This window comes from Micromonospora sp. NPDC049366 (assembly GCF_044466625.1).
GTDB lineage: Bacteria > Actinomycetota > Actinomycetes > Mycobacteriales > Micromonosporaceae > Micromonospora.
In genome coordinates, this window is the sequence record NZ_JBITMV010000022.1 from 21310 (window position 1) to 37564 (window position 16255).

Below are 16255 nucleotides of genomic sequence, written 5' to 3' on the forward strand. Positions count from 1 at the left end.
TCCTCGTTCCTGTGTTCATCGCGCTCATCATCGCCGTCGTCGCGCTGGTGCTCATCGTGCTCAACCGGCCGCGGCCCCAGCTGCCGGCCGCCGACAAGCGGCTTCTCGACACCGCCGCGTCGCTCATGGCCCGCATGGCCAACCCCACCACCCTCGACCAGGTCGACCTGCTGTCCGAGGAGTCCAAGGCCGGCGTCGTCCGCTGGCTGAAGTCCTACAACGAGAGGCACGCGAAGTGGTAACCCATCCCCACCGCCGGCGGCGTACGGCAGGCATCCTGGCCATCGCGCTGGCCGGCACGGTGGCTCTGGCCGGCTGCTCCTACCGGTCTGAGTCCGACCAGATCGTCCTCTACTACAACTCCGGCGCCGGTGAGAACACCACGTTCAAGGAGTGCATCGAGCCCGGCACGGCGGGCCCGGAGCCGGTCGACGACAAGATCTTCGCGTTGCCGACGTCGCTGCGTACCTGGAACATCCGCCCGTCCGGCGGGGACTCCGACCAGCCGATCAAGTCGTCGTCGAAGCCCGTCCCGGCCGACCCGAAGACCGGCCAGGGCAGCCAGGCCGGCCCGGAGGTCGTGGTGTACGCGACCGCCGAGTTCTACCTCAACACCAACTGCGACGGCGGCAAGGACTCCCCGGTCGTGCAGTTCTGGGAGAAGACCGGCCGGCGGTACGGCGTCTCCAACGACAGCGCCGGGTTCAGCGACGACGGCTGGCGCAACATGCTGACCAACACGCTCGTCTCGGCGGAGGAGAAGGTGCTGCGGGAGCTGACGCGCAAGTACACCGCCGACGACCTGGACGCCAACGCCAACGGCATCTGGCAGGAGATCGAGCAGCAGCTCGGCACCCGCTTCAACGAGGAGCTGCGCGCCAAGACCGGCGGCGACTACTTCTGCGGCCCGACGTTCGACCGCACGAAGAAGGACTGCCCGCCGGTCCGGATCGCCATCTCCGACATCAACTTCGCCGACGGGAAGATCGCAGAGGCCCGGGCGTCGGTGTTCGCGGCGAAGCAGAAGGCCGAGGCGGACCTCATCGCCGCCCGGGCCAAGGTCCAGGAAGCGCAGCTACTCGCGCAGGCCAACCAGACCCCGGGCTACCTGGAGCTGGAGCGGGCGAAGCTGCAGCTGCAGGCCGCTCAGGCGTGCGCCTCCAACCCGAACTGCACGCTCGTCGTCGGCGTCGAGGGCGGCCAGGTCAACGTCGCGGCCGGCAAGTAGCCAACCCGATCCACCGCGCGGCGCGGCCCCTGCCACGACGGGCCGCGCCGCGCAACCCACCCGCACAACCTGAACGAGGGCATCCCGATGACCAAGTACCACCTCGCCCCGGTGCGCGACGGACGCGCCGACTGGGACAACGCTGTGCTGCCGCCACTGAGCAGGCGCCAGCTCCACATTCTTGCGGTCATCCGGATCTACACCCTGGCGATGGGCTACCCGCCGAGCCTCGCCGAGATCGGCGCCGCGGTCGGCCTGCGGCAGCCCTCCGCCGTGCTGTACCACGTGCGGCAGCTGCGGGATCGGGGCTACGTGCGTCGGGACACGACGAAGGCCCGGGCGCTCGTTCTTGCCGAGCCCCGGGTCGTGCAGGACAGCCAGCTGAAGGTCATCCCCGGCGGTGGGGCGTGACGCCGCACCGGGCCGGGTCAGTCCAGGGCGAGCGCGGGCTCGCCGATCTTCACCAGGTATTCGCTGTAGCGGGCCGGAGGCATCGCCACGGCTGCGGGGCGGCTGTTGCGTACCACGGTGATGTGCTTTCCGCTGGCGATGGCGCTCAGGGTCGGGGTCCATGCCTCGCCGCGGAACAGGGCGACGTTGACGGTGTCGCGCTGGGAGCGGGGCGGCTCGCCGATCTCGTCCTGAATCCGTTCGTACAGCGGGAGGGAGACCAGGACGAAGGCAACGGTGTTGCGCTGCATCACGATGGTCCGCTCACCGGCCTCGACGCGGTCGAGGGTGTCGCCGAAGGACACGCGGGTTTCCTTCGCGCCTGCGATCCGCACCGTATCCACCGCCGGATCGTACCCCGTCGGTACTGCCGCAGCGTGAGCACGCCGCTCCACCGTCATCACACCCACCGGAACCCCTTCACAGATCCCTACAAGACTCGCCAAACTCTGTCCTCTAGGATACCGTCTCGACGTACCTGAAGCAATGGAAGGGCCGGGACGGATCGGAATATTTTTCGCTCTTACCGGACAAAGCGCCATCGAGGAGACAGCGTTGGCGGGCAGTCGCAGAGAACGGAAGGGAGGGCCGGCGAGCACGTGAACGTCCTTGAGTACAACCGGGCAGTCCGCGAGTCGGGCCTCCCGGCGCCGGCCCGGCACATCTGCCTGACCTTGAGTTCCCTGGCAGACCCGTCGACCGGCATCATCCCGGCGCGGTTCCAGCCCAGCTACAAGGGCCTGGCGAAGATGACCGGCATGGGGCGGTCCACCCTGATCCGCTGGGTGCGGGTCTGCGAGGACGCCGAGTTCATCAAGAAGTGCGCGCCGACAGTTCAGGCGGCGTGGGGGGACAAGGAGACGAATGACTACCTGCTCACCCTCCCGACTGGTCCCGATTCGGGACTAGTCCCAGATCGGGACCAGTCGGAACCGGCTGAAGACGAGCAGGTCACGGGTGACCAGTCCCAGAACGGGACTAGTCCCGAATCCGGACTAGTCCCGGATCGGGACCGGACTAGTCCCGAATCGGGACACGAAGTGAAGCCTTCTAACCACAACCAAAACCCAACTACTTCTTCGTCGGCTGCGCCGCCGAAGGAGGCTCCACAGGAGCCGGCGGAGAAGCCGAAGAAGAGCCGGACCCGCAAGCCTGAGCCGTACCGCGACGACGTCGAGGAGATCTGCACCTACCTCGCCGACAAGATCGAGGCCAACGGCAGCAAGCGGCCGACGATCACCAACGCGTGGCGGCGAGAGGCGCGGCTCCTCCTCGATGAGCCTCGGCCGATCGCGGTCACCGTCGACAAGGTCAAGCGGGCCATCGACTGGTGCCAGCCCAGCGACGCCGAGGCGGCGCAAGACGCGGACCGTGCCTTCTGGCGGCCCAACATCATGTCGATGCCCACCCTCCGCGAGAAGTACGACCGCCTTCGGCTGGCGGCCACCAAGCCGAAGACCCCTGGGCGCGGCAACGCCCAGCAGTCGCAGGGAGCGGGCTGGAGGGCGCCCGACCGCAGCGACACCAGCAGCTACTACGCACGCAGCAAGCCGCAAGACTGAACTGGAGACCCCATGAACGCGCTGCACCAGCGGATGCAGGAACTGGCTGCCCGGCGAGGCATCGACCTCGCCGCGCTGGCCGCCGCCGACACCGGCGAGTCGCCCCTCGGGACCGGCTGGACGGTGGACGATCCGGCCGCGGCCCGACGCGAGATGGCCGAGGCGGTGCTCGCCGCCGAGATGCGCGGCACCTTCGCCAACGCCCAGCCCGACCACCCAGAGGTGGCTCGCTGGGTGTCCGAGCTGATCGAGCAGGGCCCCGACGCCGGGGACCGGCTGCCCTGGCTGACGCTGATGGGCGCCACCGGCCGTGGCAAGACCCACCAGGCGTACGGAGCGATCCGCGCCCTGTCGATGGCCGCCGCCCGCCGCCCGGGCTCGTATCGCCCGTACCGCTGGCGCATCGTCACCCACCCCGAGCTGAGCGCCGCCCTGCGCCCAAAGTCCGACAAGAGCCACGAGTACGCGCTGGAGATCTACGAGGTCGCCGACCTGCTGCTGCTCGACGACATTGGTGCCGGCAGCCTCACCGACTACGGGCGCGAGGGGATCCTGCACCTGGTCAACCACCGCTACGTCCGGCGGCTGCCCACGATCTTCACGACCAACCTCAACGAGGACGGGTTGCGCGACGCCTTCGGCGACCGGGTGCCGTCCCGGATGAACGAGGGCGTGATTGTCGTGGTCGACGGCCCGGACCGGCGCGAGGCGATCGGGGAGTGGCGCTGATGCAGACCCTGGCCCCGCCGCCGGCCCTGGCCGACAGCCGCCAGTTCGCCGACTACACCCCCCGCCGCGCTGACCACGCCGAGCGGGCGGTGATCGGCGCGATCGTGCAGAGCGAGCAGGCCCTCAACGAGGTCGCCGAAATCCTCAACCGGGAGCACTTCTACACGCCGCTTCACCAGGTGATCTTCGACGCCGCGCTGAAGCTGAAGGCCAACGGCGGGGACATCAACGCGCTGGAACTGGTTGGCACCTTCAACGGCCGCACCCTCGACCAGACCCGCAACGGCGTGTACCTCCAGGAGTGCATCGCGTCGGTGCCGACCGCCGCCAACGGAGCGCACTTCGCCCGGCAGGTCCTCGCCGCCGCCCAACTGCGGGAGGCCGCCGCCCACGCCGTGCGGGCGATGCAACTCGCCGCGAGCACCCCGCTCGACGACGTCGCGCGGACGGTGGAGTTGATTCGCGAGTCGGCGGAGAAGCTCGGCCAGACCGGCAGCGCCCGGCCGTCGTGGATGACGTGGGAGGACCTCGCGAAAGACGTCCTGGACGAGGTTGAGCGGATCGGCGACGAGGCCAAGAAGGGCGTCGGCCCCGGCGGTATTCCGACCGGGTTTTCCGACCTGGACCGGCTGCTCAACCACCTCCAGCCCGGTCAGGTCGCGGTGGTAGCCGGTCGCCCCGGCAGCGGAAAGACGGTCCTCGGGCTCAACATCGCCCAACACGCCGCGATGCGCGTCGGCGTGCCGGCCGTCATCTTCAGCCTGGAGATGTCCGCCGTCGAGTGCGGCATGCGGATGATGTCCGCCGGCTCCCGGGTTCCGCTGCACGCCATCCGCCAGGGCGGCCTCACCGACGACGACTGGACCAAGATTGCCCGGTACATCGGCGACACCGGCGAGGCGCCGCTGTTCATCGACGACACGCCGAGCATCACCATGGCCCACGCAGACGCGCAGATGTACCGGCTGGAAGCGATGGGGATCAAGCCGAAGGTGGTCGTCTTCGACTACCTCCAGCTCATCGAGGTGGCCAGCCCGAGCCGGTCGCGGCAGGAGGACGTCGCCTCAATCTCTCGGGCGATGAAGCTGTTCGCCAAGAAGTGGGGCGTCACGGTCATCCTCCTTGCCCAGCTCAACCGGGGCCCGGAGCAGCGCACCGAGAAGATCCCCGTGCTGTCCGACCTTCGCGAAAGCGGCAGTGTCGAACAGGATGCCGACATCGTGATCCTCATCTATCGGCCCGATTACTACGACAAGGAGTCGCCCCGAGCGGGGGAGGCGGACTTCATCATCGCCAAGCACCGCGGCGGACCCACCGACACGATCACCGTCGCCGCCCAGCTGCACCTGTCCCGGTTCGTGGACATGGCCATCATCTGACCCCGCCGGCGGCCCGGGCCGCCCCTTCAGCTTCCGCGACCAGCGGATGGACACACCAACTGCACAACCCGAAAGGAACCACCCTCAGTGACTGCCAAGCGCGTCAACGGCCTCCGCGTCGTGTCCGACCGGGCCACCCGATCCCCGCTGCGGGCCCACAACCATGACAGCGAGGTCTACTGGCAGCAGGTCCGGCACCTCGTGCTGGAGGACCACTCCGAGACCTACGGCTGCCAGCACGACGACTTCACCGACAAGGACCGCTTCCAGGTGCTGCTGCACCTGCGGACCTGCGCCGCGAAGCCGTCCAAGCCCGCCAAGGGGAAGAACGCCGGACCGGCCCAGGACAGCCTGCCGCACCGCGTCGCGCAGGCCTCGCCGAAGGCCGGTAGCCGGCGCCCCGCCCCGGCCGTCCGCTTCGAGGCCCCGCCCCTGCCGACGGTCCGGCCCGCCCAGACCACCGTGCCCCCGGCCGCGTCCGCCCCTGACCCGACGCCCGCCCGGCCGCGACAGAACAGCCCCGCCGCTGCGCCACAGCGCCCGACGACGGCTGCCGCGCCGACCAGCCCGGCCCCGGCCGCCGCCCCGGACCCGCTGGCGGATCTGTCCCTCCCCGACCTGGTCGACCGGCTCCTCCAGATCCCCGTTCTGGAGGAGAAGCTGCGCCGGACGACGAAGCAGCGCGACGACTGGAAGCAGCGGGCCCAGGCCGCCGAGGGAGCCATCAACACGCTGAAGAGCGCGATCACCGGAACGAAGGTCCGTAAGAACGCCCGAACCCACCTGTGAACCCGGCCCGGTGCCCGGCGCTGGCCGCGCCGGGCACCGGCCCCAACCCGTCGACGGAGGCACCCGTGACCACGACCAACCCGACCACCGACACCACCCAGGCCGACCTGATCGGCCCGCTGACCGCCGCCGAGTGGGCCTCGCTACGACTCGGCTCACCCACCGACCCACTGCATTGCTGCGCCGACACCTCCGACGTCCGCGACGCGATCTTCCACACGCTGCGGATGGGCGGCGACCCCGACCAGGACCACCCGCTGCGCGCCGTGTGGCACGTCGTCGACGACCACGGCACCCTCGGCGCCGACCCCCGGCTGGCGAAGCTGTTCGCGTACTACGTGTCCGGCAAGGACGAACTGCCGTCCGACGAGGCGGTTGCTTCGCTGTACGCGAGTGACCCAGGGTTCGTCGACTCGCTGCTCGAACATCTTCCGCAGCACCTGGACCTGACCAGCCCAGCCGGGCGGGTGGTCGCGCTCGGCCGGGTCGCGCCGAAGGTGGCGTACCTGCTCGACGCCGGCAAGCGGGCCGCGGCGGTCGCCCAGCTGGCCGAACTCGCAAAGCAGCCGCCGTTCCTCGTGGCCCGGGTGGTCGACGCGTGGCGCGGCAACATCGGCATGTCCGTTGACCCGCCCACCGAGCCTTGCACCGAGGAGTGACGATCACGAGGTGACGGGCCGTCATCATCATCCCCGGCGGAACGGCCCGGTGCCGGGGGTGGTGATGACCGTCAGGTCAGACCCCGCCCAAACCAGGGAGAGAACCGTGAAACCCCGAACGATTCTGACCATGCTCGCACTCGGCGCGGTGGTCACCGCCGGCGCGACCGCCTGCGCCACCGACGACCGCCCCACCGCCGTGGCCACCTGCGAGCCGGAGCAGCAGGAAGACTGCGAGCTGATCCCAGCAGCCGACGAGGACGATGACGCCACCGACCCGTGCACCGTCGAGGAGCAGCACGAACGCGACGACGACTGCGGCTACTACGACAACGGAGGCGCGTGGCTGCTGTACCCGTGGGTGATCTCAGGCCGCCACTCGACGCCACCGCCCGGCTGGAAGCGGCCGGCCGGGTTGCGGAAGAGCCCGCCGCTCGTGACCGCGCCGAGCCCGGCGGCGGGGGCGCGGACCCCGAGCCCGGCGCGGTCCGAGACGCAGAGAACGCCCAGCCGGCAGACCACCGGAAAGAGCACCAGGACCGGCAGCGGTACCACGACCCGGCGGGGCGGCAGGTGACGGTCACGAGTCGCACCGCCGCCGAGGCCGCGACCGACCCGGTCAAGCACCACCCGGTCATGGCCAGCACGAGCCGTTACGGCTGCTGGGGGGCATGCGCGTGCGGCCAGTGGTCGTCGGGCACGTGGACTACCGTCACGGGCGTCCACCTGGAGTTCGGGCGGCACCTGCTCGCGGCAGCAGGCCGCCCGCTCCCGTCGGCTACCCGACAGCACCGCTGACCAGCACCGCCCGGCCCACCACGATCGACGCTCTACCCGGATACAGGAGAGCCCCGTGAACCGCATTCACCTCGCTGTCCCTCTCACCACCGCGCTGCTGGCCTTGGCCGCCTGCGGCGGTGACCCCGCCCCCACGCCCAGCCCGTCCGCGACGTCGGTGGCCCCGTCGCCCGTGGCGGCGGCCCCGAGCCCGACGCCCACGCCCACACCGTCGGCGAGCCCCAGCCCGACGGTCGACGCGTCGGTGCCGCTGGCGATGGGCAAGGGCATCACGCTGGCCGACCGGTACGTGACCGCCAAGGTGCACGCGTACAAGCAGCCGGTCGCGGGATCTGCGCCGAAGCCCGACGATCAGCCCGGGTTCGTGTGGGGCGCGGCGCAAGTCGAGGTATGCGCCACGAAGGACGCGCCGACCGGCATGACCGTGTCGAACGACCCGTGGTCCCTGGTCTACCAGGACAGCTCGCACATCGAGCCGAGCAGCACTGGCTACCAGCAGTTCCCCGAGCCGGAGTACCCGTGGGGCGACAAGGCCCTCGCGCCGGGCCGATGCATCAAGGGCTGGATCACCTTCCCCGTCCCGGGCAAGCAACGGCCCGTCTACGTCGAGTACGGGCCTGAGGATGTGCCCGTGCCGCCGCAGTGGACGGTGAAGTAGCCAACCGCTCGCCACGGAGCCGGCCACCCCGCGAGGGGGTGGCCGGCTCCTTCGCGTTCGGCACCACAACCTTTTTGCCCGCTGGCCTGCGCCCGCGTACGGTCCGGCCCGTGATGACCACGGCCTGACGGGCGCTCCCTTGCTACGCCGGGAGATGGGCACGCCCCCGACTCCACCGCGCGTATCGGCATCCACCACAGCAGGAGGTGATCGACGTGGCCGACAGGCGTTAGTCCCGCGCACCGTGCGCGGGCGGCCGAAGGACAGGTCGTCACATGTCCCGCACCGACATCCACCGCCCGGCCTGGGTCCAGCAACACGACCCGCTGCTGCGGCACTGGTTCGTCGACTTCCACCACCACGAGCACGGGCCCTGCGACCTCGCCGTGTTTCTCGCCTCGCCCGGCTGGACGCGGACCCGCTGCTGCCGGCAGCCCTCCGCCGCGGCCCCGAACCTCTGCGGCTGCCGGCTCTGCACGGGACAGATACACCGGAAGCTGGCTCGCCGCCAGGAACGCGTTCGCTGGCGGTCCGCCCGCCGGCAGCTCCTCGCCATGCACCGAGGCGGCCAAGATGACTTGGACACGCCCCCGATCCGACGAAAGGCCTGGTAGATGGCAGAGCACAACGCCACCCGCGAACTGCGGCTGAGCATGCTGCTGCTGGCCGAGCTCGTCACGCCGATGCACGAGTGGCTCGCCGGACAGCGTGCCTACTTCCTCGGCCAGGGCTACACCCCGGACGAGGCCCGGGCGATGGCAGCGGCGACCTACGTCGCCGTGTTCGGCCAGAGCATCCGCGGCGAGCAGGGCAAGCCCAAGGAGCAGGAGTGAGCGACACGGCCGTTCCCCCGGCGCACCGCATGAGCAGGGCCGACCGGCTGACCAACAGCGGCGGCAACGCCGAACTGTGCGACGACGGGAAGCCTCACCCATGGCAGGCCGTTTCGTTCGTGTTCGAGTCTCAGCTGCTCGACCCCGGAGGGCGAGTCCTGATTCGTCAGCCCAACACCCGGGCGGGACGGGTGTACCTGGTGTGCCTCGGCTGCCACTGCCACACCTACATCGAAACCGAGTTCGTCGGCTACTGGATCCCCGGTCCTCGAGACATCCCGTCCGACGAGACGGGCGAGGCGGCATGAAAGGGCGGGATGCGAGGGGAAGCGCGGACAAGCACGTACTCATCCACCTGGTCGAACACGAGGACGGGAGCTTTTCCTCGCGTCGTTGGGGTGTGAGCGCAGAGCTGGCGTACGAGACGGCCGCGATCCTGGGTCAGCCCGCCGTGGAGACGTTCATGGACGGCGCGACGCGGAGGCGGCTGGCACCGATGGTGACGGGCGCGTCCGTGGTACTCGACCATCGGGAGGGCTGAGGGTGTGCCGCTATGCGTTCGCGCGCTACAAGACGCACTTCGCCTGCCTGGCCGACCGGCGCACAGCGAAACATCCGCCCGGCGCCGCGCCGCGCTGCCCCGACTGCCGGGAGCCGATGGTGGACCTTGGCCGTGACTTCCACGCGCCGCGCCGGGCGGACGGGCGGCAGTGGCGCAAGCTCGCGCTGCTCGTGGCTGCCGGCCGCCGTGCCGTCGACGGAAGGTATCGCGCGGATGGGCCGCTGTTCGACAGCTGCGGCTGCGCCGGGCCCGGGCCCCGGCCGACCACCCTCGCCGACGCCAAGACGCTGCTGCGCCGGCGCCGCGCCGACCGTCGGGCCCCGGCGGTGAAGGCGCGCACCCGGATCGCCCGGCGGTCGCGATGACGTGGCGACTCGACGACCTGCACCCCCGTTAGGGGCCGCACCGCGCGGCCCCGAGAGGGGTCAGAGTTGTCTCGCACCGACAAGGACAAGCCCTGGTGGGTCACCGGGGAGTGGACGGCACAGCACACCATCGCCTGCAACGCCGGCCGCAAGCCGAGCTGCCGGCTGGAGACCACCCGCTGGAAGCCGCAGCACTGGAACTGGCGGGCCTACCGCGGCTGGCAGTGCTACTGGGAGCCGCAGGACAAGCGGCGCCCGGTGCCGCGCCCGCCGAGGTGGTTCGTGCACCACCGCTGGTACGGCCGCGACCGCCCGGCCGCGAGGGTGGCATGCGATAGGGCCCGCGCCGAGCACCGGGCCGGCGGCGAGCCTGACACGGAACCACCGACCCTGCAGCACCGGCACGGTGCCAGCTGGGACTGGTGGTGAGAAGGAAGTGAAGGGGCTCCGGTGACGCGTCCGGAGCCCCTCACCAGGCGCTCATCCAGAGCCTGACCTGTCCCGCGCCAGGTCCGCTCCAGCCTATCGCCGACGGGCGCGAATGCGGCAGCCCTCAGTGGTGAATACCGATCCCGGGGCGCGGCGCGTACGCTCGGCACGTCGGGGTGTGTCAACCTGACACCGTGCCGACGTTGGGAGGTGTTGACGCGTCGTGGCCAGATCCCTCGCTGCCGTAAGCCCGCTCGCGCGCCGTATGCGGTTGGGTGCCGAGATACGCAGACTTCGGGGTGAGACCAGCGCTGCCGAGTTGGCCAGGCGCGCCGGCCTGGACCGGACGGTGGTGTCGAAGGTTGAGGCCGGCGAGCGCCGGACGAGCCTCGACACCATTCTCTATCTGCTCGACGCGCTGGGTGTTGAGCCTGAGGAGCATCGGGTATTACTCGACGTCGCCCGCACGGGCACGGAACAGGGCTGGTGGAACGGCAAGCGTTACGCGAGCATGGGCGAACGTCAGGCCAAGACCGCCGACCTGGAGTGCGGGGCGACCGTCCGGGAGTACCAGACCAGCATGCTGCCGGGGCTGCTGCAGATCGAAGCGTACGCACGGCACCGGGCGCAGGTCGCGATCGACAAGGGCGCCGACCTTGATCTGGAAGCCACGGTTCAGGGCCGGCTGCGGCGCCAGGAGGAGATGTTCCGCGAGGACGTCACCGGCACCTACGAGGTTGTCCTCGAACCACAGGCCATCTGGCGGCGACCCGTGCCGCCAGAGGTGATGCGCGAGCAGTTGCTGCACCTGCACCAGCTCGCCACCGAATCGGCGAAGGTGCGGGTCCGGATCCTGCCGGTTGACGCCCGGCTGGCAGACGGATGGGTTCCCCGCAATCCCTTCGCCGTGTACCAGTACGCCGATCCGGGCGACCTGACGCTGGTCGCCGTCGACACGGTGGGCACCGACCTGGTGTACACCGCGCCGAAGGACACGGCGGACTATGCGCAGATGTTCGACGAGCTGCGCGCTGGCGCGCTGTCCGTTGAGGAGAGCGCGGCACTCATCCAGAAGGCGGCCGACGAGTTGGCCGCCGAAGCCTGACCCAGGAGGTCACCACCATGCCATTCGACAACTACGCCGACCCCCGTTTCGTGGGGCGTTGGCGGAAGTCCACTCGCAGCGACGGCGGCTCCAACTGCGTGATGGTCGCCGCTGTCCCCGGTGTCGTCGGGGTGTGCGACTCGAAGGCCGGCGCGGCCGGCGCGGTCCTCACCTTCAACCGCGACGCCTGGGGCGCGTTCCTGAGCACGGTCAGGGACGGCAAGCTGGGCTGACGTTCCACCCTGGAGCGCAGGGGGTCGGTGCCTTCGGGCACCGGCCCCTTTTCCTTGCGCCGGTCACTTCGAGTGAATCCCGGCGTGCCCCTTGTGACATTGATAGACGCAGTGGCATGCTGACACCGTGTTCACCGGCACGGTGTCAGAGGACACGGTGACGGTGGCAGACCCACCGGTCGGGGCGGCCCGCGCCGTCCCGACCGGTGGCCCCCTCGCACCAGGCGCAACAAGTCCAGACAGGGCGTGGCGCTGACGCGAACCCGAGGCCCGATCCAGGGCCGCGACGCCACGCCCGGCAACAGGGCGCGGGCCGGTCAGCTTCCCCCGTGGCAGATCGGCCCGCGCCCCTCCGACGCCGTGCGGCGGCGGGTGAACAGGGAGGGTCCCCGCCGCCGCGCTGGCACACACCGACGAGGGAGAAGACATGCGGATCCCCGGCCGAGGGTGGTGGCGGCGCCGGCCCACGGCGCGCCGACAGTCGGAGGAGTTGGACCGCGAGGAGTTCCGCCGCGGCCGAGTGCGCCCGCCCCGGCCGCTGCCGGCCTGGGCGCAGCGCACCCGCCCGCTTCCGACCGTCGAGCCGCTCATGACGCTCGGGCAGCGCTGCCTGTACCGCGTACCCGGCGGGCGGCAGTGATGCGGCGGCTGCGCATCGGCTACAGCTGTTGGGGCTTCCTCGGCCCCGGCGTGACGGACACCCCCGACGGGGCCCGGTCGTACCGCCGTCCCCTGCTCGAAGAACTGAAGGCCGCCGGCCATCGGGTCACCCTGCTGCAGACCAACCGAGACCTTGTTGAGGCGGGCCTCGACCTGCGCTCAGACTTCGACTTCAACGACGGGCTGCCGGATCTCGACGTGGTGATGTTCGAGTGGCGGTGGCAGCTACCCGGCCGCAACACCACCTCGTGCGGCTCGCCCGGGCACCACTGCGACCTGCACCGGCAGACCGAGCTGATCGAGCGGTACACGCTGGCCGGTGCGCCGACCGTGATCTGGGACCTGGACCGGCAACTCCGCGCCGACGATCCGCTGCGGCGGCTACCCAACGTTCGCGTATGCGAGTTCGCGACGAGGTCCACTCCCGGGGCCACCACCCTGCTCTGCCCGGTGCCGGACCGGTTGCTCGACAAGGCCGACGCCTACGCGCTGGCCAAGCTGCACCGCCCGATGCCGCTCGCGTACGTCGGCAACCAGTACGACCGCGATGAGGCGTTCGACCGGTACTTCGCCGACGCCGCCGCACACCTCCCTCACCGTGTCGCGGGGAAGTGGACCCGCGTCGAGCAGTGGCCGCACGTCAACTTCACCGGCCGCTGCCCGTTCCCGGAGGTGGACACGATCCACCGTCAGGCCCTGGCCACGGTGATGCTGCTACCGACCCGGTACGCCACGGCCGGTCACATCACTCAACGGCTGTTCGAGGCGCTGCTGGCCGGGTGCCTCCCGCTGATGCCCGCCGACGTCGTCGACGGGCATCACTTCGTGCCGCAAGACCTGATCGTCGTCGACGGCCGCGACGTCGTCGAGCGCGTCGAGCACCTTCGGCGCATCGCCGGAACGTTGGAGCACGCCGGCCACCTGTGGCGCGCTCTGCAGTACCTGCAGCCGATGCGGCTGTCCCGCCAGGCAGCCGTCCTCCAGGAGGTCATGTCCGACCTCACCGCCGAGTAGGGAGACGCCCATGGTCTTCGGCCCAACGTTCACCACCTTCGAGCAGGCGTACCTGGCCGTGCTCGGCGAGGTCGCCAACCGGCACAGGTTCGACACCGCCGGCCGCGGCAAGGACGCGTTGGAGGTGATCAACACCAGCTTCACCATCACCAACCCCACAGACCGGACTCCCTACCTGGCCAGCCGCAAGGCGAACATCGTGTTCAACCACGCGGAGGCCCTGTGGTACCTGACCGGCAGGGACGACGTTGACATGATCGGCTACTACGCGCCGACGCTGCACAAGCTGTCCGCCGACGGGATGCGGTTGACCGGCACCGCGTACGGGCCACGCTTGTTCCGCCCCACCCGCCCGGATGGCCGCAGCCAATTCGACCGTGTCGAGCAGCTACTGCGTGACGACCCGGACACCAAGCGGGCCGCCATGACGATCATGCGCCCGGACGAACTCGCCGACGCCGCCAACCCCGACGTCGCGTGCACCCTCGGACTGCAGTTCCTGCTACGGGGCGGGCACCTGCACCTGTCGGCGTACATGCGTGGAAACGACGCCGTCGTCGGGCTGCTCGGCGACACCTTCGCCTTCACCTTCATCCAGGAGTTCACCGCCGGCCGACTCGGCGTGCCCGTGGGTAGCTACAGCCACCACGTCGGGTCCATGCACATCAACAAGCTCGACGTCGAGAAGGTCCACGCGATCCTCGACGAGGCCGCCCAGCCGGTACCCCGCCGCCACTTCCACGTCGAACCGATGCCGGCTACGAGCTGGGACGACATCCGCGAAGTCGCCCGCTGGGAGCAACTACTGCGCTCCGACCACGACCGCCTAACGCCGGCCAAGCTCGCGGAGGTGCCCGTCGCCCCGTACTGGCGGCGCGTCCTCGCGCTGTTCGAGATGTACCGGCAGATCGTGCACCAGCCCGGGAAGTCCGTGACGGCCGAAGCGGTCGCCCAACTGCACCCGGGGCACTGGTGGCTCGCCGCCCAACGGTGGCCCGGCCGCGTTCCGCCGTTCGCGTCCACCCGGAGGCAGTGATGGGCACGCCGGGCACGGTCGACTGGTCGCGCTGGACGGTCATCCTGCTCAAACCTGACTGCCTGCGACGCGGTCTGACCAACGAGGTCCTGCGCTGGTGCGGTCAGATCGTCACCATCGTCGACCGGCGCATCGTCATCCCCACCGAAGACCAGATCTTCGCCCACTACGACGACATGCTCCCGCTGTCCGAGCAGCTCGGCCGGGACGTACCCGCCGAACTGCGGCGCATCTTCATCGGCAACCGCGTCTGCATCGCGCTCGGCTACGGCAAGGACGCGGCGCCCCGGCTTCGGCGCATCGTCGGCGTCACCGACCCGGCCAGCGCGGCCCCCACCACCGTCCGTGGCCGGTACGCCAGGGACACCCTGGACAAGGCGGTCGCCGAGGGCCGGCTCGTCGACAACTTGATCCACACGTCCGACGACATCGGCGTCGTCGAGCGTGACTTCGGCATCTGGTACGGACCCGAGCACGCGGACCTGCTGCGTGAGCCCTCCGAAGGAGTCGCCTGATGACCCTCGTACCCACCGACCTCGCCGGCGGCCCCCGCCACCTGACGCTGCTGCCCGCCGAGAAGCAGGCCACCCTCGACCCGTACATGGCGCAGTGGGTGGGCTACCGCAAGTCGGGGCTGTCGCTGAACCACATCATCGGCTGCCCCCTGGACTGCGGGTACTGCGTCCGCCACTTCTGGGGCAACTTCGAGGTGAAGAGGCCGCACCTGCTCGTCCCGACCGAACGGGCGATCGACGGGCTGATCAGCCACGAGGCGTTCCGCCCGCACATCACCCCGATCCAGCTGTTCAACAAGGCCACCGACCCGTTCCTGCCCGGGGTCAAGCCGCACCTGTTCCAGGTGCTGCGGGCCCTCGACGAGCGGGAGTACACCAACCACGTCCTGGTCATCACCCGGTTCAAGGTCAGCGCGCTGGACATGGCGGCGCTGGAGGACCTGAAGCACCTGAAGGTGACGCTGCTGTTCACCTACTCGGGCATCCAGGACGACCGGGTCGAGCCGATCGCGAAAACCGCGATGACCATCAACTCGATTTACACCGCGGCAGCGAACAGTCGCCGCACCGGCGTGGTGCTGTACTGGCGGCCGATCGTCCCCGGCTGGAACACCACGCCCGAGACCATCGACCACGTCCTGGAGGTCGGCGGCGACGTCGACGCGATCGTCTTCACCGGCTACTACCACAAGCCGGAGAACGCCGAGTACCTGCGCTCGCTCGGGGTGGAGGTGCCGTACGGGGACGACTACGCCCGCCGCAAGACCATGCCCGCCGAGATCGACGAGCTCATCGTCAGTGCCTGGCGGGCCTCCGGCATCAAGACCCCGCTATTCCGCAAGACCAGCTGCGGCGTGGCGTACGCCCACGGAGTGCCTGACTACAACGGGCACTGGGGCGTCAACGAGATCTGCGGCATCTGCCCGCAGCAGCAAAAGGACCTGTGCATCGCCGACTACCGCGAGCCCACCGAGCAGGACGTGCGGCAGGTCCTGCAGGATCTCGGCTACGAGAGCCAGGTCCTCGTTGAGCCGGGGCACGTCTGGACCCACGGCCTGGGCGAGCAGCGTCGGTACGCCGTGCAGCACGCTATGCGCCACCAGATCTGGGAGCTGGACCAGCCCCACTTCCTGCACGCCCACGGTAGGCAGCTCCTCGGCCACGAGGTAGATCCGCAGCAGGCGAAGAATTTCGCGGCGGTGCGGGCGTCGTTCGCGCACAGCGCGCAGTATGAAGACGACTGACCTGCGG

24 protein-coding genes are annotated in these 16255 nt (G+C 70.0%); 23 read left to right on the plus strand and 1 reads right to left on the minus strand.

Features of this window, described 5'->3' with window-relative positions:
- Positions 1-11 precede the first annotated feature (11 nt).
- The 3 genes from ACIBTV_RS26700 (at position 12) to ACIBTV_RS26710 (ending at position 1639) form a co-directional block, all read left to right on the plus strand.
- Entirely contained in the window at positions 12-242 is a 231-nt protein-coding gene (locus ACIBTV_RS26700; RefSeq protein ID WP_396709242.1) for a hypothetical protein, read from the plus strand.
- A complete protein-coding gene (locus ACIBTV_RS26705) occupies positions 236-1228 on the plus strand; it encodes a hypothetical protein (RefSeq protein ID WP_396709244.1) in 993 nt (330 codons plus the stop codon). Before ACIBTV_RS26700 ends, ACIBTV_RS26705 begins: the two co-directional genes overlap by 7 nt.
- Positions 1229-1315: 87 nt before the next feature.
- Positions 1316-1639 (plus strand): hypothetical protein, encoded by a 324-nt coding sequence (locus ACIBTV_RS26710; protein WP_396709246.1) that lies wholly within the window; start codon positions 1316-1318, stop codon positions 1637-1639.
- Positions 1640-1656: 17 nt separating this feature from the next.
- Here the strand turns inward: ACIBTV_RS26710 and ACIBTV_RS26715 are convergent, their stop codons facing one another.
- Positions 1657-2088: a hypothetical protein gene (locus tag ACIBTV_RS26715; protein ID WP_396709247.1), complete on the minus strand. Its 432-nt coding sequence runs from the start codon at positions 2086-2088 to the stop codon at positions 1657-1659.
- A gap of 189 nt (positions 2089-2277) precedes the next feature.
- Between ACIBTV_RS26715 and ACIBTV_RS26720 the strand changes: the two genes are divergently transcribed.
- The 20 genes from ACIBTV_RS26720 (at position 2278) to ACIBTV_RS26815 (ending at position 16248) form a co-directional block, all read left to right on the plus strand.
- Positions 2278-3240 carry a hypothetical protein gene (locus tag ACIBTV_RS26720; RefSeq protein ID WP_396709249.1) on the plus strand — a complete coding sequence of 321 codons (963 nt, stop codon included), beginning with the start codon at positions 2278-2280 and terminating at the stop codon, positions 3238-3240.
- 12 nt (positions 3241-3252) lie between these two features.
- Entirely contained in the window at positions 3253-3969 is a 717-nt protein-coding gene (locus tag ACIBTV_RS26725) for an ATP-binding protein (protein ID WP_396709251.1), read from the plus strand.
- Positions 3969-5348: a replicative DNA helicase gene (locus tag ACIBTV_RS26730; protein ID WP_396709253.1), complete on the plus strand. Its 1380-nt coding sequence runs from the start codon at positions 3969-3971 to the stop codon at positions 5346-5348. Before ACIBTV_RS26725 ends, ACIBTV_RS26730 begins: the two co-directional genes overlap by 1 nt.
- Before the next feature lie 87 nt (positions 5349-5435).
- Entirely contained in the window at positions 5436-6137 is a 702-nt protein-coding gene (locus ACIBTV_RS26735) for a hypothetical protein (protein ID WP_396709255.1), read from the plus strand.
- Between the two features lie 65 nt (positions 6138-6202).
- Positions 6203-6796: a hypothetical protein gene (locus ACIBTV_RS26740; protein WP_396709256.1), complete on the plus strand. Its 594-nt coding sequence runs from the start codon at positions 6203-6205 to the stop codon at positions 6794-6796.
- 106 nt (positions 6797-6902) lie between these two features.
- Complete coding sequence (locus ACIBTV_RS26745; RefSeq protein WP_396709258.1) at positions 6903-7373, plus strand: hypothetical protein; 471 nt, start codon at positions 6903-6905, stop codon at positions 7371-7373.
- A 276-nt stretch (positions 7374-7649) separates the two neighbouring features.
- On the plus strand, positions 7650-8252 hold the full coding sequence (locus ACIBTV_RS26750; RefSeq protein ID WP_396709260.1) for a hypothetical protein: 603 nt from the start codon (positions 7650-7652) through the stop codon (positions 8250-8252).
- A gap of 275 nt (positions 8253-8527) precedes the next feature.
- Positions 8528-8866, plus strand: a complete 339-nt coding sequence (locus tag ACIBTV_RS26755) for a hypothetical protein (RefSeq protein ID WP_396709262.1) — start codon at positions 8528-8530, stop codon at positions 8864-8866.
- Positions 8867-9085 carry a hypothetical protein gene (locus ACIBTV_RS26760; protein WP_396709264.1) on the plus strand — a complete coding sequence of 73 codons (219 nt, stop codon included), beginning with the start codon at positions 8867-8869 and terminating at the stop codon, positions 9083-9085.
- The gene (locus tag ACIBTV_RS26765; protein WP_396709266.1) at positions 9082-9393 is read left to right on the plus strand and encodes a hypothetical protein; all 312 of its coding nucleotides are present in this window, start codon (positions 9082-9084) and stop codon (positions 9391-9393) included. The genes ACIBTV_RS26760 and ACIBTV_RS26765 overlap by 4 nt, the downstream gene beginning before the upstream one ends.
- A gap of 92 nt (positions 9394-9485) precedes the next feature.
- Positions 9486-9626: a hypothetical protein gene (locus ACIBTV_RS26770; RefSeq protein WP_396709268.1), complete on the plus strand. Its 141-nt coding sequence runs from the start codon at positions 9486-9488 to the stop codon at positions 9624-9626.
- A gap of 2 nt (positions 9627-9628) precedes the next feature.
- Positions 9629-10012 carry a hypothetical protein gene (locus tag ACIBTV_RS26775; RefSeq protein WP_396709270.1) on the plus strand — a complete coding sequence of 128 codons (384 nt, stop codon included), beginning with the start codon at positions 9629-9631 and terminating at the stop codon, positions 10010-10012.
- 66 nt (positions 10013-10078) lie between these two features.
- On the plus strand, positions 10079-10441 hold the full coding sequence (locus tag ACIBTV_RS26780; protein ID WP_396709271.1) for a hypothetical protein: 363 nt from the start codon (positions 10079-10081) through the stop codon (positions 10439-10441).
- 223 nt (positions 10442-10664) lie between these two features.
- On the plus strand, positions 10665-11546 hold the full coding sequence (locus tag ACIBTV_RS26785; RefSeq protein ID WP_396709273.1) for a helix-turn-helix domain-containing protein: 882 nt from the start codon (positions 10665-10667) through the stop codon (positions 11544-11546).
- Positions 11547-11563: 17 nt separating this feature from the next.
- Positions 11564-11779 (plus strand): DUF397 domain-containing protein, encoded by a 216-nt coding sequence (locus ACIBTV_RS26790; protein ID WP_396709275.1) that lies wholly within the window; start codon positions 11564-11566, stop codon positions 11777-11779.
- 427 nt (positions 11780-12206) lie between these two features.
- On the plus strand, positions 12207-12419 hold the full coding sequence (locus ACIBTV_RS26795; RefSeq protein WP_396709277.1) for a hypothetical protein: 213 nt from the start codon (positions 12207-12209) through the stop codon (positions 12417-12419).
- Positions 12419-13453, plus strand: a complete 1035-nt coding sequence (locus ACIBTV_RS26800) for a hypothetical protein (protein WP_396709279.1) — start codon at positions 12419-12421, stop codon at positions 13451-13453. The genes ACIBTV_RS26795 and ACIBTV_RS26800 overlap by 1 nt, the downstream gene beginning before the upstream one ends.
- Before the next feature lie 10 nt (positions 13454-13463).
- The gene (locus ACIBTV_RS26805) at positions 13464-14489 is read left to right on the plus strand and encodes a thymidylate synthase (RefSeq protein ID WP_396709281.1); all 1026 of its coding nucleotides are present in this window, start codon (positions 13464-13466) and stop codon (positions 14487-14489) included.
- Positions 14489-15004, plus strand: a complete 516-nt coding sequence (locus ACIBTV_RS26810) for a nucleoside-diphosphate kinase (RefSeq protein WP_396709283.1) — start codon at positions 14489-14491, stop codon at positions 15002-15004. The genes ACIBTV_RS26805 and ACIBTV_RS26810 overlap by 1 nt, the downstream gene beginning before the upstream one ends.
- Positions 15004-16248, plus strand: coding sequence for a hypothetical protein (locus tag ACIBTV_RS26815; protein ID WP_396709285.1), 1245 nt, complete (start codon positions 15004-15006; stop codon positions 16246-16248). The genes ACIBTV_RS26810 and ACIBTV_RS26815 overlap by 1 nt, the downstream gene beginning before the upstream one ends.
- Positions 16249-16255 lie beyond the last annotated feature (7 nt).

What these genes read in the sequence shown, in the direction of transcription:
- ACIBTV_RS26710 (WP_396709246.1), top strand. Translation starts at nt 1,316, where the DNA reads ATGACCAAGTACCACCTCGCCCCGGTGCGCGACGGACGCGCCGACTGG.
- ACIBTV_RS26725 (WP_396709251.1), top strand. Translation starts at nt 3,253, where the DNA reads ATGAACGCGCTGCACCAGCGGATGCAGGAACTGGCTGCCCGGCGAGGC.
- ACIBTV_RS26810 (WP_396709283.1), top strand. Translation starts at nt 14,489, where the DNA reads ATGGGCACGCCGGGCACGGTCGACTGGTCGCGCTGGACGGTCATCCTG.
- ACIBTV_RS26790 (WP_396709275.1), top strand. Translation starts at nt 11,564, where the DNA reads ATGCCATTCGACAACTACGCCGACCCCCGTTTCGTGGGGCGTTGGCGG.
- ACIBTV_RS26805 (WP_396709281.1), top strand. Translation starts at nt 13,464, where the DNA reads ATGGTCTTCGGCCCAACGTTCACCACCTTCGAGCAGGCGTACCTGGCC.
- ACIBTV_RS26760 (WP_396709264.1), top strand. Translation starts at nt 8,867, where the DNA reads ATGGCAGAGCACAACGCCACCCGCGAACTGCGGCTGAGCATGCTGCTG.
- ACIBTV_RS26730 (WP_396709253.1), top strand. Translation starts at nt 3,969, where the DNA reads ATGCAGACCCTGGCCCCGCCGCCGGCCCTGGCCGACAGCCGCCAGTTC.
- ACIBTV_RS26815 (WP_396709285.1), top strand. Translation starts at nt 15,004, where the DNA reads ATGACCCTCGTACCCACCGACCTCGCCGGCGGCCCCCGCCACCTGACG.
- ACIBTV_RS26755 (WP_396709262.1), top strand. Translation starts at nt 8,528, where the DNA reads ATGTCCCGCACCGACATCCACCGCCCGGCCTGGGTCCAGCAACACGAC.
- ACIBTV_RS26795 (WP_396709277.1), top strand. Translation starts at nt 12,207, where the DNA reads ATGCGGATCCCCGGCCGAGGGTGGTGGCGGCGCCGGCCCACGGCGCGC.
- ACIBTV_RS26800 (WP_396709279.1), top strand. Translation starts at nt 12,419, where the DNA reads ATGCGGCGGCTGCGCATCGGCTACAGCTGTTGGGGCTTCCTCGGCCCC.